Source organism: Sphingobium phenoxybenzoativorans, assembly GCF_001757355.1.
Taxonomy (GTDB): Bacteria; Pseudomonadota; Alphaproteobacteria; order Sphingomonadales; family Sphingomonadaceae; genus Sphingobium; species Sphingobium phenoxybenzoativorans.
The window spans coordinates 37501-52650 of record NZ_MINO01000024.1 but is presented as its reverse complement, the minus strand read 5'-3'; the positions used below and the strand labels follow the sequence as shown (position 1 = coordinate 52650).

General features: G+C 63.5%; 15 protein-coding genes and 1 other annotated feature (1 of these 16 only partly in view). Of the genes, 7 read left to right on the top strand and 8 right to left on the bottom strand.

The window, feature by feature from the left end:
- Positions 1-187 precede the first annotated feature (187 nt).
- The 5 genes from BHQ40_RS13050 to BHQ40_RS13030 all read right to left on the bottom strand — a co-directional run bounded on the left by BHQ40_RS13050 (position 188) and on the right by BHQ40_RS13030 (position 5137).
- Entirely contained in the window at positions 188-790 is a 603-nt protein-coding gene (locus BHQ40_RS13050) for an SOS response-associated peptidase (RefSeq protein WP_070156301.1), read from the bottom strand.
- 1 nt (position 791) lies between these two features.
- Entirely contained in the window at positions 792-1949 is a 1158-nt protein-coding gene (locus BHQ40_RS13045; protein ID WP_070156300.1) for an acyltransferase family protein, read from the bottom strand.
- Positions 1946-2140: a hypothetical protein gene (locus BHQ40_RS13040; RefSeq protein WP_070156299.1), complete on the bottom strand. Its 195-nt coding sequence runs from the start codon at positions 2138-2140 to the stop codon at positions 1946-1948. The genes BHQ40_RS13045 and BHQ40_RS13040 overlap by 4 nt, the downstream gene beginning before the upstream one ends.
- Positions 2141-2368: 228 nt before the next feature.
- Positions 2369-2421: a sequence feature (sul1 is cis-regulatory element that is thought to sense ions involved in sulfur or methionine metabolism; They are found in Alphaproteobacteria), on the bottom strand.
- A 171-nt stretch (positions 2422-2592) separates the two neighbouring features.
- Positions 2593-3141, bottom strand: a complete 549-nt coding sequence (gene ppa, locus BHQ40_RS13035) for an inorganic diphosphatase (RefSeq protein ID WP_070156298.1) — start codon at positions 3139-3141, stop codon at positions 2593-2595.
- Between the two features lie 40 nt (positions 3142-3181).
- Positions 3182-5137 carry a M61 family metallopeptidase gene (locus tag BHQ40_RS13030; protein ID WP_070156297.1) on the bottom strand — a complete coding sequence of 652 codons (1956 nt, stop codon included), beginning with the start codon at positions 5135-5137 and terminating at the stop codon, positions 3182-3184.
- A 228-nt stretch (positions 5138-5365) separates the two neighbouring features.
- Here BHQ40_RS13030 and hisS point away from each other — a divergent pair, with 228 nt between their 5' ends.
- From hisS to BHQ40_RS13000, 6 genes are all read left to right on the top strand, one after another.
- A complete protein-coding gene (gene hisS, locus BHQ40_RS13025; protein WP_083276894.1) occupies positions 5366-6616 on the top strand; it encodes a histidine--tRNA ligase in 1251 nt (416 codons plus the stop codon).
- Between the two features lie 160 nt (positions 6617-6776).
- Positions 6777-7871 carry a peptide chain release factor 1 gene (prfA, locus tag BHQ40_RS13020; RefSeq protein ID WP_070156296.1) on the top strand — a complete coding sequence of 365 codons (1095 nt, stop codon included), beginning with the start codon at positions 6777-6779 and terminating at the stop codon, positions 7869-7871.
- A 109-nt stretch (positions 7872-7980) separates the two neighbouring features.
- Positions 7981-8799: a peptide chain release factor N(5)-glutamine methyltransferase gene (gene prmC / locus BHQ40_RS13015; protein WP_070156295.1), complete on the top strand. Its 819-nt coding sequence runs from the start codon at positions 7981-7983 to the stop codon at positions 8797-8799.
- Positions 8800-9049: 250 nt separating this feature from the next.
- The gene (locus tag BHQ40_RS13010) at positions 9050-9970 is read left to right on the top strand and encodes a DUF4167 domain-containing protein (RefSeq protein WP_070156294.1); all 921 of its coding nucleotides are present in this window, start codon (positions 9050-9052) and stop codon (positions 9968-9970) included.
- Positions 9971-10107: 137 nt separating this feature from the next.
- Positions 10108-11520 carry a DUF4139 domain-containing protein gene (locus BHQ40_RS13005; RefSeq protein WP_070156293.1) on the top strand — a complete coding sequence of 471 codons (1413 nt, stop codon included), beginning with the start codon at positions 10108-10110 and terminating at the stop codon, positions 11518-11520.
- Positions 11521-11531: 11 nt separating this feature from the next.
- Entirely contained in the window at positions 11532-13076 is a 1545-nt protein-coding gene (locus tag BHQ40_RS13000; RefSeq protein WP_070156309.1) for a DUF4139 domain-containing protein, read from the top strand.
- 1 nt (position 13077) lies between these two features.
- On the opposite strand, the gene BHQ40_RS12995 is transcribed toward BHQ40_RS13000, so the two are convergent.
- On the bottom strand, positions 13078-13452 hold the full coding sequence (locus BHQ40_RS12995) for an acyl-CoA thioesterase (RefSeq protein ID WP_070156292.1): 375 nt from the start codon (positions 13450-13452) through the stop codon (positions 13078-13080).
- On the bottom strand, positions 13442-13741 hold the full coding sequence (locus BHQ40_RS12990) for an adenosylcobinamide-GDP ribazoletransferase (protein ID WP_070156308.1): 300 nt from the start codon (positions 13739-13741) through the stop codon (positions 13442-13444). The genes BHQ40_RS12995 and BHQ40_RS12990 overlap by 11 nt, the downstream gene beginning before the upstream one ends.
- Before the next feature lie 64 nt (positions 13742-13805).
- On the opposite strand from BHQ40_RS12990, the gene BHQ40_RS12985 reads away from it, so the two are divergent.
- Positions 13806-14234: a CBS domain-containing protein gene (locus tag BHQ40_RS12985; protein ID WP_070156291.1), complete on the top strand. Its 429-nt coding sequence runs from the start codon at positions 13806-13808 to the stop codon at positions 14232-14234.
- Between the two features lie 9 nt (positions 14235-14243).
- On the opposite strand, the gene BHQ40_RS12980 is transcribed toward BHQ40_RS12985, so the two are convergent.
- Positions 14244-15150, bottom strand: the 3' portion of a protein-coding gene (locus BHQ40_RS12980) for a lipopolysaccharide biosynthesis protein (protein ID WP_070156290.1). The gene runs 572 nt beyond the window's last position; only the last 907 of its 1479 coding nucleotides appear in the window; its start codon lies off the right edge, out of view; the stop codon is at positions 14244-14246.

The window sequence follows — 15150 nt, the reverse complement described above, 5'->3', positions numbered from 1 at the left end:
GAGCGTTTCGTGCGCCTGCCCTTCACCTTGCCGGAGGACCGGCTGGAAGCGGCCGTCGAGCGGCTGGCGGCTGTCGATGCGCGGCTCCACCGGCGTATGCCGCGCGCCGCCGACGAGGCTGTCTGGGCGCTGGAGGCGGACAGGGTCATCTGAACGGGCGGGGATCGCGGCAGCGGCGCACGCTGGCTCAGCCGACATTGGTCTCCACGACCATCTCGCCGCCATAGGGCTGCTGCAGCATCAGCGCGTCCTGCAGCGTGCCGTGCATCCATCTGTCCCAGTCGCGCGGATGCAGGATCACCGGCATGCGGTCATGCACTGGCGCGACATAGGCGCAGGCTTCGGTCATGACGGCGCTGTAGACGTCTCCCCATTCCTCGCTTGCCTTCCACAGCCCAGCCCAGGCGAGAATGGGCTGGTCCGGCACCGCGAACCATGTCTGCTCGGACGGGCGCTTTACCGGCGGCTCGACGAAACGGGTGACGGGGATCAGGCAGCGGTTGGCGGGATTTTCCGCCACTTCCTTCCAGAAAGGACGGGTAAGGCCCTTGGCCTTGTTCACCGGCTTTGGCTTCGCCTTCGGGTGGCGCCGCAGCGCCGCCTTGCTTGGCTGAAGCGGAAAGCCCCACAGCATGGCGCTCAGGATACGGCGGCTTCCCTCCTGCCGGACGACCAGACCCTGGTCGCCGGGGTTGAGCAACTTGGGAACAGGCGTCTCGCCAGCAATCTCCGCGCCGAACAGGCGGGCGATTTCAGGCGCATTGGCGTCGATCTGGTATCTGTCTGACATCTTATCGTGGCGGTGGGGTATTTCGCTTGTGTTTGCTCTGTGCAGAAGCATTGTCGGCCCGGCCTGGTTCCGGCTGCAAGGTTGCCGATCCGCGAAAACGGCAGCTTCCCGGCATGCGGAACCGCATACTCAGTATCGCTCTGGCCGGTTCGTCATACAACCGCAAAACCAGCGTCGAGAGCGCCAGCATCGCCAGCAGGAACACGATGCCCAGAAGGGCCGGATGGATGGCGTGGCCCCGCGCCACGAACAGATAGATCATCAGCAGCGGGAAGTGCAGGATATAGAGCGGATAGGATATGTCCCCCAGCCAGGCGAAGAAGCGCTGATGTCGTTCGGGCACTTCCCAGATCGCGCCGCACCACAGGACCGCCGGGATGATCAGCATCAGCACGACGATGTCATATTCCGCGTTAAACCAGCTATCCGGCCGCCCCAGCAGGAGCGCGATCAGGGCAAGGATGGCGATCAGGACGTCGCCATTGACCTGACGTTCCCGTCCCTGGGTCATGCGGAAGATCAGCATGCCGGTCAGGAAGGAAAAGAACACCCGCGGGAAACCATAGGCGAAGTCCGGCCAGGAGGTGCCCAATCCCGCCACGCGCCCGTCATGCGACAGGATGCCGGGCAGGAGCAGCATCGCCGCTATCGCCGTGGCGAGCAGCAGACTGGAATTGCGCCAGCGGAACAGGGCGGCGCCGAAGGCCAGGCTGACGATCATTTCAAAGAATAGCGACCATCCCGGCGTGTTCAGGGGGAAGATACTGACCAGATTCGCGCCGGGGGTTGGCAGCATCATGGGGGAGGCGATCAATGTCATCGTCAGGGCCGGCAGCGACAGGGCGGTTCCATCGTGCATCAGGATCTGGCCGACGGCCTTCACGCTGCCCAGCGCCACGCCGATCAGGAACAGCGGATAGAGCCGGATGACCCGCTGCAGCATGAACCGGCGGACGCTCAATCCTTCCGCCAGCCTGTCCTGATAGGCCATTGCCAGCACGAACCCGCTCAGCGCGAAGAAGAAGTCCACGGCCAGATAGCCAGAGGCGGCCAGGCCAGGGTTCGTCTGAAGCCCGAAATGGTGCAGCACGACGATGATGGCGGCCAGGCCGCGCATCCCGTCCAGCGAATAATATCGCCCGCTTTCGACCCCGCTCAATTGTGCGACTCCGGCACGCGCGGCTGGCCGGACGCCGGTCTGGCGGTCAGTATGACGGCGATCAGGATAGCCACGCCCGCCGACACCGCCGGCAGCAGGGTCAGCAGCATGCCTTGCCCCGCCTCCAGCTCAAATATGGTCAGCCCGTAAAGAAGGGGCGGCGCACCGGTCTGGGGCCTGGCGAGCGTCATAGCGGCAGCTCCCAGGGCGCAGAAGGGCGGCGGCGCCCCCCGTGATTAACGGGGGCAACCGATATGAAGGCTGTATTTCGCTGGGTGGGGGGGCTACCGAGCGAAAAGCGCCGCCATACGCATGGGAGCGACGGAGAAGTCATTGACGAGGGAACCTGGAACCGATCACGGTCCAGCGGGCTGCACTTACACCAGAGAGATCAGTAGCAGTAAAAGCTGGATCGCAATGGGTTACCCAGGGTTAGGCGCCGGGACTAGCCACGCGGCATGCCGCGTCCGTCGAATGATCGCAGCATCAGCGATTCGCGCTGTAATGGCAACAGAAAATGGTGCCGCCGCCATTAACCGTCCCATCGGGATACAATGGCGTGCCGGGTGGCGACGAAGGTTTGGCCCCACCCATGAAAAAGGGCGGGGGAAATGCCGTTTCCTCCGCCCTTTTCAAACTTTTGTCAGGCCGCGGCCTTGGACTTGTCCGCCTTGTAGCGGTCAATGGCTTCCATGGTGATCCGCTTGGCGTCTTCCGCCCCGCCCCAGGTGCCGATACGCACCCACTTGGTCTTTTCCAGATCCTTATAGTGGGTGAAGAAATGCTCGATCTGCTCCATCACGATGCCGGGCAGGTCGTCCTTCTCGCCGACGGCGCTGTAATAGGGGAAGGTCTTGTCGTCGGGGACGCAGACCAGCTTCTCGTCGCCGCCGGCCTCGTCCTCCAGGTTCAGCACAGCGATCGGCCGGGCGCGCACAACGCAGCCGGGGACGAAGGGCGAGCGGGCGATGACCAGCGCATCCAGTGGATCGCCATCGGGCGAAAGGGTGTGCGGCACGAAGCCGTAATTTGCCGGATAGCGCATCGGCGTGTGCAGGATGCGGTCCACGAACAGCGCGCCCGACTTCTTGTCGAACTCATACTTCACCGGTTCGCCGCCGACCGGCACTTCGATGATGACGTTCAGGCTGTTGGGCGGATCGTCGCCCACCGGGATCAGGTCGATGTTCATGGGATTAGGCCTATCTGCACTCTATTGAAGTTCGGGGTGATTATGTTCTTGGCTTGAGCAGCATATCCAGGCTGCCGTCACCCTCTCCTGTCTTTTCGAGGCGCGGATAGCGCAACCCGCCTGAATAATCGAGACTGATTGTTCTGTAATTCTTGTCTCGTTTCAGGATGATCTCGACCGGCTTCTTGGGGTCCTTCGAATCCTTGAGCGCCGCCTTGAAAACATCGGGCGAATATTCGGTGCCGTTCACCGCCATAATCTTCGACCCGATGGTGAAACCGCTCTTGAAGGCGGCGCTGTCCCATACGACGCCTGCGATCTCCCCATCATTCTTGACTGTCAGGCCGACGCCGAAGCTCTGGTCGACGAGTTTCTGGCTGGTCTCCACGGATTTTGTCGTCGATCCCGGTGTTTCGGCATAGGTCAGGCGGTATCCGCCCATCGTCAGGCCGTTCTTCGGCGCTTCCTTGCTTGGCCTGTCGACCCGTTCGGTCAGGAAGGCGGCCCAGTCATAGGGGACGATGGCGTTCAACGTGTCGATCACATCCTGCCGGTTGTAGAGCAACTCGCCGAAATCGCCGTCATGCGTGCCGAAGAACGCCCTGGCGAAATCGTCCAGCCCCTTCCGGCCGCCGGACTGTTTGCGCATGATCGCGTCGGCCTCCAGCCAGATCAGCATGCCCTCATTATAATAGTCCTCCGACCGCTGCCAGCTCGCCCAGCCCTTTGGCCGCCGCGCGGAAATGATCGGGTCGTGCGTGGTATCGCCCATCGCCCGCCACTCGCGGCCGCGCGTTGTGTCCAGCTTCGCCGCGATATGGGCGTAGGCGTCCAGCGTCTGCTCCTTGCTGTAAAGGCCGGAACGCGCGCCCAGCACATAGCCCCAGAACTGGTCCTGCCCCTCATAAACCCACAGCAGATTGTCCTGCATCGGCACCGAGAAAGTGGGTGTCCAGAGGAGGTCGGGCCGCCGGAACTTCCCGTCCCAGCTATGACTGAATTCATGCGGCAACAGGTTGCGCTCGCCCGGCCCGTCATTCCATTTCGGGAAATAGCCGGTGTCGACCTGATTTTCGGACGAGCGGTGATGTTCCAGCCCGATGCCGCCCATCTCGTCCGTGATCGCCAGCAGGAAGTCATAATGGTCGAAATGCCTGGCCCCGAACAAGGCCAGGGCCTCGTCGACCAGCTTCCGGTGCGCCGCCATCTGTTCCGGGCGGAACTCCAATTCGCCCGGACTGTCCGCGACCATGTTCAGGGTGACATTCTTGCCCAGGTCCACCGCCTTGAAATATTTGCCCGCGAACACCGGCGAATCCTGCAGCACTTCATAATCGGTCGGGTCATAGGCGATGGTCGATCCGGTCCGCCTGCCACGCAGCGCCGTCGCCGCCTGCCATCCGTCAGGATAGGTCACGGTCGCCTGGATGGGGATTTGCCGGGTATAATAGCCCGCCGGATAGAGCGATACCGCCTCCCACTGCAGGTTCAGCATCTTGTCGGTCACGACGACACGGCCCTGATTGGGCGCGGTGGCGGAAAGGAACTCGAACTCCGCGACGACGGACCGTGCGCCCTCCGGCACGCTGACATGAAAGGCATAGACGTCCAGCGGATCGCGCGTCCACGGCACATCCTTGCCATTGGCGGTGATGCGCAGGCCGTTCAGCTTCTCGATCTGCCCGCGCGGCGCATGATTGCCCGGCAGCCATTGCGGCATCATCAGGGTGAGCGGGCCGCTCGACGCCACGGGTATGGTTTCCTTCACGCGGAAGATTCGCCGGACCGTATCCGTGACATCGACCTCCAGCTTGATCGTGCCGCCGGGATAGGGCGCATCACGCGGCTGGGGCACGGTTTCGACGACGGGCAGGGCCGTGGGTTTCAGGCGCGTGCTTTCTGACGGCGCCGATGACTGGGCCGCCGATTGTGTGGAGAGCGCTGTCGCGGCGACCGAAGTGGACAGGAGGAGGGCGGCTATCAGCCTGAGACGCATGGATATTCTCCAGTGGGATATGCGGCCCCTGGGACGGGGTGATGCAGCCGAGCATTACACCCGGAGGAAAGCCAGTCCACCCCTTCAGCGATTTCCATGCGGGTGAATCACCGCCCGGCCGGGAAATCGCGGCAAATAAAAGAAAGTGAATAGCTTGGGACCGTTATGTTGCACTGCCCAAAAGCGGATGTTCCATTCGCCGATTTTTCCCGCTACAGGCCCATCCCCATGGCGAAAATCGAGACACCGCGCCCGATCCGGGGCACGCAGGACATGCTGGGAGAGCAGGCGGACCGTTTCGCCCATGTCGTTTCGACCTTCGACCGCGTGCGCCGCCTCTACGGTTTTCAGCGGATCGAGCTGCCGGTGTTCGAAGCGACGGCGGTATTCGCCCGCTCGCTGGGCGAAAGCACCGATGTCGTCTCGAAGGAAATGTATACGTTCGAGGATCGCGGCGGCGACAGCCTGACCCTGCGGCCCGAATTTACCGCTGGCATATGCCGCGCCTATATCACCGAGGGCTGGCAGCAATATGCGCCGCTGAAGGTCGCGACGCATGGCCCCCTATTCCGCTACGAACGCCCGCAAAAGGGCCGCTTCCGTCAGTTTCACCAGCTCGACGCGGAGATCATTGGCGCTGCTGAGCCGGGCGCGGACGTGGAACTGCTGGTCCTTGGCGATCATCTGCTGCGGGAACTGGGCATCAGCGACGGCGTGACCCTGACCCTCAACACGCTGGGCGACGCCGCCAGCCGTGACGCCTGGCGCGCCGCGCTGATCGCGCATTTTGACGCGCACCGGGACCAGCTTTCGGAGGAAAGCCTGGACCGTCTGTCCCGCAACCCGCTGCGCATCCTGGACAGCAAGGACCCGCGCGACCGCCCGGTGGCGGACAGCGCGCCGGACATTGACGCCTATCTGACGGACGAGGCCCGCGCCTTCTTCGAAAAGGTGACGGACGGCCTGAACGCGGCTGGCGTGAAATGGGAACGCAATGCGCGCCTTGTGCGCGGCCTGGACTATTACCGGCATACCGCGTTCGAATTCATTACCGACCGGCTGGGTGCACAGGGCACGGTGCTGGGCGGCGGGCGCTATGATGGCCTGATCGAAAATCTGGGCGGGCCTGTGACGCCAGCGGTTGGCTGGGCAGCGGGTATCGAGCGGTTGGCGATGCTGATTGATGCGCCGGAAGTGGAGAAGCCCTATGCGATCGTGGTCGTCGAACATGACGACTATCAGGATCATGGCATCAAGGTTGTTTCAGCGCTGCGGTCGGCAGGCATCGCCAGCGATATCATCGCCGCTGGTTCTGTGAAAAAGCGATTTGACCGTGCCGCAAAACGGTCGCCTAATGAGATCGTCTCCATGTCGGCCGAGGGGCTGAGGGTCAACAAACGAGTCCAGCCTGCCGATGATCGGTGGCGGGCGGAAGAAGTGCTGAAAAATCTTGGTTGGCTCGACAAATGGCCGGCATGACTATCAAAAGCGCAATCCCAACCCCGTTCGCCCTGAGCTTGTCGAAGCCTGTCCTGAGCGCCTGCCGCAGGCGGGCAGTCGAAGGGGGCTGTTCTGTTCTTCGAGTTAAAGGGCAGGGCTTCGACAAGCTCAGCCCGAACGGATCGGGGGTAAAATTTTAATGTCCATCTCCCCCGAACGCATTGCGCAGATTGAACGCCGCCGGGACGAGGTTCAGGCGTCGATGACGCGCGCCGATCTGCCGCCGGAGGAATTTGTCCGGCTTTCCAAGGAATATGCCGAGCTGGAGCCGGTGGCGAACGCAGCGCATGAAGTGCGCCGTTTGCGGCAGGAGCTGAAGGCGCTGGAATTTATGGCCGGGGGCGAGGACCCGGATGCCGACCCTCTGATGCGCGAAATGGCGCAGGAGGAGATGCAGATCCTGAAGGACAAGCTGCCGGATGCCGAGCGCGCGCTGGCGCTGCAGCTTCTGCCAAAGGACGCTGCCGACGCGCGCCCCGCCATGCTGGAAATCCGCGCTGGCACCGGTGGGGACGAAGCTGCCCTGTTCGCGGGCGACCTGTTCCGCATGTATCAGCGCTATGCCGACGAGCAGGGCTGGAAGATGGAACTTATCTCCGCCAATGTAGCGGAAGTCGGCGGCTTCAAGGAAGTCGTGGCCTCCGTCACCGGGACAGGCGTGTTCGCGAAGCTGAAATTCGAAAGCGGCGTCCACCGCGTTCAGCGCGTGCCCGTCACCGAAAGCGGCGGCCGCATCCACACCTCCGCCGCCACCGTCGCCGTGCTGCCGGAGCCGGAGGATGTCGACATCCAGATCAATGAGGCGACGGACCTGCGCATCGACGTCTATCGCGCGTCGGGGTCCGGCGGCCAGCACGTCAACACCACGGACAGCGCCGTGCGCATCACCCATCTGCCCACCGGGCTTGTCGTGACGCAGCAGGACGAAAAGTCGCAGCATAAGAATAAGGCCAAGGCGCTCAAGGTGCTGCGCGCGCGCCTGTATGAAGCGGAGCGCGACCGCACGCAGAGCGAGCAAGCCGGTGCGCGCAAGGCGATGGTGGGATCGGGCGACCGGTCGGAACGCATCCGCACCTATAATTTTCCGCAAGGCCGCGTGACCGACCATCGCATCAACCTGACCCTCCACCGCCTGCCGGAGATATTGGAAGGGCCGGGCCTGGCTGAAGTCGTCGACGCGTTGATCGCCGAAGATGAGGCGGCGCGGCTGGCGCAACTGGACGGGATGGGGTGAATAGCGTGCGATCCGTGCTCCTGCGAAAGCGGGGGCCAAGGGATAAGCAGCGCAATCTGGCACCAGGCTCCTGCTTTCGCGGGAGCACGCTGAAATTTGGCGCTCTATTATGAACGCCGCCGACGCGCTACGCGATGCAGCCCAGCGTCTCCAATCCGCCAGCGATACACCGCGCCTTGATGCGGAGGTCTTGCTGGCCTTCGCTCTCGGCATTTCCCGCGAGGATATGATCCTTCGCCTCCGCGACCTTGTGGCCCCTGCCCGTTTCGATGCGCTTGTGGGTCGCCGTTCAGCCGGAGAGCCTGTCGCCCATATCACCGGAACGCGGGATTTCTGGACGCTGACTCTGGCCGTGACGCCCGATGTCCTCGTGCCGCGCCCAGACAGCGAGACTCTCATAGAAGCGGCGATCGAGCATTTTCGCGGAGGTGCCCCAAAGCGTATCCTCGATCTTGGCGCCGGTTCCGGCGCGCTGCTGCTTGCTGCGCTTGACGAATGGCGCGATGCGACCGGGCTGGGCATCGATATTTCCGATGCCGCCCTCGCCGTCGCATCCGCCAACGCCGCGCGTCTTGGCATGGCGGACCGCGCGGCGTTCCGGCGCGGCGACTGGGGGGAGGGGTTGGCCGAGCGGTTCGACCTGATCCTTGCGAACCCACCTTATATATCCACCGCCGCCGCGCTCCCGCATGACGTGCTGCATCATGAGCCGCATCTGGCCCTGTTCGCCGGGACGGATGGTCTTGACGCCTATCGCCGCCTCGCCCCGCAGTTGGCGGGATTGCTGGCGGACGGCGGCGTGGCGCTGCTGGAAATCGGATTCGATCAGGGAAAGAGCGCTGCCGACCTGTTCCGGGCCGAAGCTTTGCAGGTTGCCGTCCGTCAGGATTTGGGAAAGCGCGACCGCTGCCTTGAAATTCGGACCTGACAGCAGCATTTTAGGGTTCCCAAGCGGATTTTTCTTGGTTTCTTAACAGGGACCGTTTAGGAGACTGGCTCAGGGGAGGCCATGGTCCGGGGTGTGGACTGGCCGATACCTGCTCCCAAAGTCATGGCGGCGTTGATCTTCTCGCTGCTGGCAGGCTGGGGGTCCGGGCGTTCTGTTGGACTGCCTGGCCCGGCGCAGCCGTGCATGACGGAGCACGGATAGGGATTGCTTTGAAACTAAGGACCCACCATTGATCAACAATCGTCAGGCCGGACGCCGTAATCGCGGCCGGAACAACAACGGACGCCCGAACGGTCAGAACCGGGGAGGCGGCGACAGCGGTAACCGGATCGACAGCCGCTCACGCGGTAATGCCGCCCAGCTTCTTGAGAAGTACCGGAACATGGCGCGCGATGCGCAGCTTTCGGGCGACCGGGTCAATGTCGAATATTATCTGCAGTTCGCAGACCATTATTTCCGGGTCCTCGCCGACAATCGCGCCCGTCAGGAGGAACAGAACCCGCAGCGTTTCCGCCGCGAGGAGTCCTTTGACGAAAATGGCGAGGATTTCGACGGCAGCGACGATTTCGGCATGGACTATATGGCCGACCGCACGCCGCCGCAGCGCCAGGAGCGCGCCGACCGTCAGGACCAGCCGAGGGACAATCAGCGGCAGGACCGTCAGGAAAATGGCTATCGCCAGGACAATGGCGAACGGCATGGCAATGGACGGCAGGATGGCCAGCGCCAGGATTATCAGCCGCGCGAACAGCGCGCCGACCGTGGCGAGCAGCAGGATGGCCGTGGCAATCAGCGAGGCGACCGCAATCGGAACCGCAACAATCGCGACCGCGACTATAACTACGCGCCGCAGGATGCGGCTATAGCCGCAGCGCCCGTTCCGGCTCCCGTGGAAGCGCCCGCCAGCCAGCCGGAATTTATCCCGGAACAGGCTTCGGTTGCCGCCGGGGACGCTGCGCCCAAGCCGCGTCGCGGCCGTCGCCCCAAGGCGGAGGCGGCGCCCGAAGCGGACGTGCAGGAAGGGCTGGACCTTGCCGTTCTGCCGCCCGCCATTTCGCGCGCCGACAATGACAGCGATGGCGATGAAGCGCCTGCGCCGCGCAAACGTGGCCGTCCGCGCCGCGCGCCCACTGCGGAGGCGGCGGAATAGCCGTTCATAATTTCGTCAGATAGTGATGTTCAGGATCAGGGCGGCGCCACTCATGGCGCCGCCCTGATGTCGTTTGGGCGCTATGCATTGGCAAGGCGATGGAGCATTGTCGCCGATGGGATGGGGAGAAAGTTGCAATGGCGACCGCAAGGATTTTCGTCGGCCTGGCATTGACTGCGCTTGCCGCTCTGCCGGTTGCGGCGCTGGCGCAGGCCGGGGGGTCTGCCCAGGGCGACATATCCGTCACCATCTACAATAATAATCTCGCGCTGGTTCAGGATGTGCGTACCCTGCCCATTGAGCGGGGCGTCAGCAGGATCGAGTTTCCCGACGTTTCGGCGCAGATCCGGCCGGAGACCGTTTCCTTTGCGGCGGACGGTACCGCCATTGTCGAACAGAATTTCGATTTCGATCTTCTCTCGCCGTCCAAGCTGATGGAGAAGGCGGTCGGCCAGGTCGTGACCATTGTCCGCACCAATCCGGCGACCGGGGCGGAAACCCGCGAACAGGCGAAGGTCCTTGCAGTGAACGGCGGCACGGTCCTGCAGATTGGCAGCCGGATAGAGGTGCTTCGCGATGATGGCCTCCCCGTCCGCGTCATCTTCGACAAGGTTCCGCCTAACCTGCGTCCCCGCCCGACCCTCTCGGTCACGGTGGACAGCGACCGCGCCGGTGCGCGGCCTGCATCGCTCCGTTATCTGACGCCGGGTCTTGGATGGGCGGCCGACTATGTTGCGCTTTTCGATTCGAAGGCGGGGCGGATCGATGTGCAGGGCTGGGTGACGCTCACCAACAGCACGGGCACCACATATACTAATGCCCATACCTTGCTGGTGGCGGGTCAGGTCGGCGCCTCGAATCCGGGTTATGGCGGCTATGGCCGTCCGCGCGCGCCGGGACCGCTGCGCAAGGCCGGGACGGAAACCGCCAGCCGCGAACGGCTGGGCGATTTCTATCTGTACCCGATTGCCGCGCGCACGACGATCGCCGACCGCCAGACCAAGCAGGTCAGCTTCCTGGATGTTCAGGGCGTGCCCGCCAAGGCCGGCTATGAATATCGCAACGACTGGCTGAACAGCGTGGAGGAGCCGCAAAGTTTTTCGAGCGTCGTTAAATTCTCGACGTCGGGCAATGGCGGGCTGGGCGATGCGCTGCCCGCCGGGACGGTGCGCTTCTATATGAAGGATGCCTCCGGCGCGCCGCAGTTCATCGGAGAGAATAGCGTCGGGCATACGCCGATGGGCAGTGAGCTGGCGCTCGCTACCGGCGAGGCGTTTGATGTGAAGGTTCAGCCGGTTGTCGAAAAGCGCGAAAGGCTTGGCGACCACCGCTGGCGCACAACGATGCGGTACGAGATCAGCAATGCAAAGCCGGAGGCGGTCACCGTCGACCTGACGCAGGCCGGGCTGGACTGGATTTATGAGGACACCCGCATCGTCAGCGAAAGCCAGCCAAGCAAAAGGCGCAACAGCGACTCGACAGTCTGGACGGTTGCTGTTCCGGCGAACGGCCGGGTTATCGTGAACGCCGTTTTCGATACGCGCTATTGATCCGCGCGCCGATGCGCTTGCTCCTCGCCTGTCTGTTTATCCTCTGCCCCACGGCGGTCTGGGCGCAGGCGGTGGTGACGTCGCACGGCCCGGATTCGGCGTCGGTCACTGTCTATCGCGATCCTGATCGGGGAGAGGGGGGAATCAATCCCCAGTTTCCATCCGGCTTCGCCCTGATTTCCGAAACGCGCAGCATCGCGCTACCCGCCGGCGAATCAGTGATCCGCTTTGAGGGCGTCGCCGATGGCATGATCGCGGTCAGCGCTGTGGTGTCCGGCCTGCCCGGCGGCGTCGCGCAGAAGAATCGCGACGCCCGGCTGCTGTCGCCCGCCGCTTTGCTTGACGGCTCGCTTGGTAATCGAGTCCATCTGCGCCGCACCAGCCGCGCGACCGGAAAGGTCGTGGAGCAGGATGCCGTCATCCGCTCCGGCCCGGACGGTGCGGTTGTGCTGCAGACCGAGGAAGGCGTGGAGGCGCTCCGCTGCTCCGGCATTCCCGAAACATTATCCTATGATTCGGTTCCTGACGGGCTGTCCGCCCGGCCTACCCTTTCGGTAACGACGGTCAGCCCATCGGCCATGCGAGCGACGGTCACGCTTACCTATCTCGCGACTGGTTTCGATTGGGGCGCGAACTATGTCGCGAAGGTTGCGCCCGATGGCCGCACTCTGGATCTGTTCGCATGGCTGACTGTGGCGAATGGCAATGACGCCAGCTTTTCCCGCGCGCAGCTTCTTGCGGTCGCGGGGCGGCTGAACAAGCAATCGGATTATGATGCGCTGGTGGAGCGCGCGCCTTCTCCTTTCCTGTCGCTGCAATGCTGGCCGATGGCGACGACCAGCACGGACAGCCCGCCGCCCATGCCGGCCCCGCCGCCCGCGCCAATGATGGAAGCAGCCTATGATATTGTCGTCACCGCGCAGAAACGCACGGAGAGTCTGGCCGCCGCTCCGGTCGCGATGATGGCGAAGCAGGAAGAACTGGGCGACCTAAAACTCTACCGCGTGCCGCAGCGGGTCGATGTGAATGCGAAGGGGCAGAAGCAGGTCGCGCTGCTCCAGAAAACCGGCGTGCCATTCCAGCTTTATTATGCTGCGTCGCTTTGGCCCCTTAATGGCGAGGGCGAAAGCCAGCCTATGACGCGCATGTTGCGCATGCAGAACCGGGCGAGGGATGGCCTGGGTATTCCTTTGCCCGCCGGCGGCGTCGCCCTGTTCGAACAGACAAAGGGCGAATCGCTGCTGCTGGCCGATGGCGGGATGCGCGATCATGCGGTTGGGGAGGAGACGGAGATTAATGGCGGCGAAAGCCCGCAGGTCCAAATCATCCAGACCCCACTCCCCGGCAGGGGCAAAGTCCAGATCTACCGGATAGAAATCAGCAATGCGCTCGACCGCCCGGCGCCTGCGGAAGTCAAGATCGCGAAACCGGACGGCGAGGCGCTGGTCGGCTCCAGCCGTAAACTGGGGGAGAAGGATGGGGCGTGGCTCTGGACTGTGACGGTGCCCGCCAATGGCAAGGCGCAACTCACCTATGAATTAAAAGAACCGGACTGACCTATTCCGGCGGCAGCGGCCGGGGACGATGATTTTCGTCCAGCGCCACGAAGGTAAATACGCCGCTGGTGACTTCCACCTCTTCCTGGCCGCGGTCGCGCGACGCGATGACGGCGATTCGGATGGCCATGGACGTTCGCCCGCGCCGTTCCAGCTTCGCATAGACCGAAATAATATCCATCAGCAGGATGGGCGCGAGGAACTGCATGGATTCGATGGCGACGGTGGCCACCGGCCCCTGCGCCACCCGTCCGGCAACGATGCCCCCGGCGATATCCATCTGGCTGAGCACCCACCCGCCGAAGATATGGCCATTGGCGTTGATATCTCCGGGACGGGGCACCGTCCGCAATGTTGGTTCGCCCTTATCCGTCAATGTCTATCTCCCCTTTCAGCCGGTCCTCGACTTGCTCGTCATGCCCGGTTCCGCTGGACAGGAACACCAGCGCCATCAGCCCGGTGCCGAGCATGAAGGTCAGCCAGACGCCCAGAGTCGTCGCGATGATCATGTGAATCGGCATGGGCGATCCGCGCGATGCGAGCCAGCCGAGCGCGGCAAGAACGCATCCCGCGCCGATCAGCGCCATCCACCCCATGATCCGCCGGAAACGCGCCCATGCGATGGCTGCAATTTGTGGATCATCCAGGCCTTCGGCGCGTTTCATCATCTTCCCTTTGCGCGCGGGACATGGGATCATCAACCCCCAGCGACAAGAGAGGAGCAGGGTCATGACCATAGCAGCGATTTTGAAGGGCAAGGGTGGCGAGGTCATCCAGATTGCGGCCGACTCAACCGTGCTCTCCGCCATATCGATATTGGCCGAAAAACGGATCGGCTGCCTTCCGGTCGTCGCCGATGGCCAAGTCGTTGGCATCTTTTCCGAACGCGACGTGATCTACCGGCTGGGCAAAGAGGGGGCCGCTTCGCTCGACTCGCCAGTCGGGGAGGTGATGACCTCGCCCGCGCACACGATCAATTCCGACATGCCAGTGATTCATGCCCTGTCACTGATGACCAAAAGGCGCATCCGCCACCTGCCCGTGGTGGACGGGGACAAGATGGTCGGCTTCGTATCGATCGGCGATCTGGTGAAATACCGGATCGACCGGATCGAATCGGAGGCGGCGTCGCTGCGCGACTATATTCAGGGCGCGTGATTCGTCCGGTCAGGCGGCGGCGGGTGCGCGGCGCGCGATAAGGTTGATCAGTTCGTTCGCGGTCGCGCGCGCGAACAGCAACAGGATCGCTGCATAGGCCGCGCCCCCCGCGGCAACCGAGATCGCAAGGCGAATCGGCGCGGGGAGGGGCGGCAGCGCCGATTCCACCAGCATGACGACGACGGCCATCGCGGCGGAGATCAGCACCGCCGGGGCCGTCGCCTGCAGCACGTCATTGGCGCGCAGGTTCATCGACGCGCCGGCCAGCCGGATGGTCACCAGCGTCAGCACCGGGAAGGCGCAAAGCCACGCCCATGCCAAGCCGATCGCGCCGAATTGGATGCCAACAAGAAATGCGGCGGGCATCAGCACTGCGCCGACGCCGGAAATGCGGGCGGTGATGCCGGGGCGGCCAAGCGCATTGCTGACCGGCGCGAACATCACCTGCAGCGTCATGAAGGGCATGGCGAGCGAGAGAATCGAAACAAGCGGCGCCATTGGCAGCCATTTCGTCCCGAATATGGTTTCGACCAGCGCGGGCGCGGTCACCGCCATGCCGAAATAGATCGGGCAGGATAGCAGCATCAGCAACCGAATCGCCTTGCAGAAGGACCAGCGAATCTTGTCCGGCTCCCGCTGCATCCGGGCATAGGCGGGAAAGGCGACCTCATTCAGCGGCGGGATGAACTTGCTGACGAAGATCTGGGTCAGGAAAAGCGCCTCGGCATAAAGCCCCAGTTCGTGCGGGGACAGCACGCGCCCGCCGATGAACACGTCCGCCTGACTCTGCACCAGCCACAGGAGCTGGCTTCCCAGCAGGGACGCGCCGAAGATCACCATCGCGCCGGTGCCGCGGAAGTCGAAGCTTGGCACCGGCAGGAAGCGAGTCGCGATCACATATCCGAGTCCCTTCACC

What these genes read in the sequence shown, in the direction of transcription:
- BHQ40_RS12985 (WP_070156291.1), top strand. Translation starts at nt 13,806, where the DNA reads ATGACCATAGCAGCGATTTTGAAGGGCAAGGGTGGCGAGGTCATCCAG.
- ppa (WP_070156298.1), bottom strand. Translation starts at nt 3,141, where the DNA reads ATGAACATCGACCTGATCCCGGTGGGCGACGATCCGCCCAACAGCCTG.
- prmC (WP_070156295.1), top strand. Translation starts at nt 7,981, where the DNA reads ATGAACGCCGCCGACGCGCTACGCGATGCAGCCCAGCGTCTCCAATCC.
- prfA (WP_070156296.1), top strand. Translation starts at nt 6,777, where the DNA reads ATGTCCATCTCCCCCGAACGCATTGCGCAGATTGAACGCCGCCGGGAC.
- BHQ40_RS13050 (WP_070156301.1), bottom strand. Translation starts at nt 790, where the DNA reads ATGTCAGACAGATACCAGATCGACGCCAATGCGCCTGAAATCGCCCGC.
- hisS (WP_083276894.1), top strand. Translation starts at nt 5,366, where the DNA reads ATGGCGAAAATCGAGACACCGCGCCCGATCCGGGGCACGCAGGACATG.
- BHQ40_RS12990 (WP_070156308.1), bottom strand. Translation starts at nt 13,741, where the DNA reads ATGAAACGCGCCGAAGGCCTGGATGATCCACAAATTGCAGCCATCGCA.
- BHQ40_RS13005 (WP_070156293.1), top strand. Translation starts at nt 10,108, where the DNA reads ATGGCGACCGCAAGGATTTTCGTCGGCCTGGCATTGACTGCGCTTGCC.
- BHQ40_RS13000 (WP_070156309.1), top strand. Translation starts at nt 11,532, where the DNA reads ATGCGCTTGCTCCTCGCCTGTCTGTTTATCCTCTGCCCCACGGCGGTC.
- BHQ40_RS13040 (WP_070156299.1), bottom strand. Translation starts at nt 2,140, where the DNA reads ATGACGCTCGCCAGGCCCCAGACCGGTGCGCCGCCCCTTCTTTACGGG.
- BHQ40_RS13030 (WP_070156297.1), bottom strand. Translation starts at nt 5,137, where the DNA reads ATGCGTCTCAGGCTGATAGCCGCCCTCCTCCTGTCCACTTCGGTCGCC.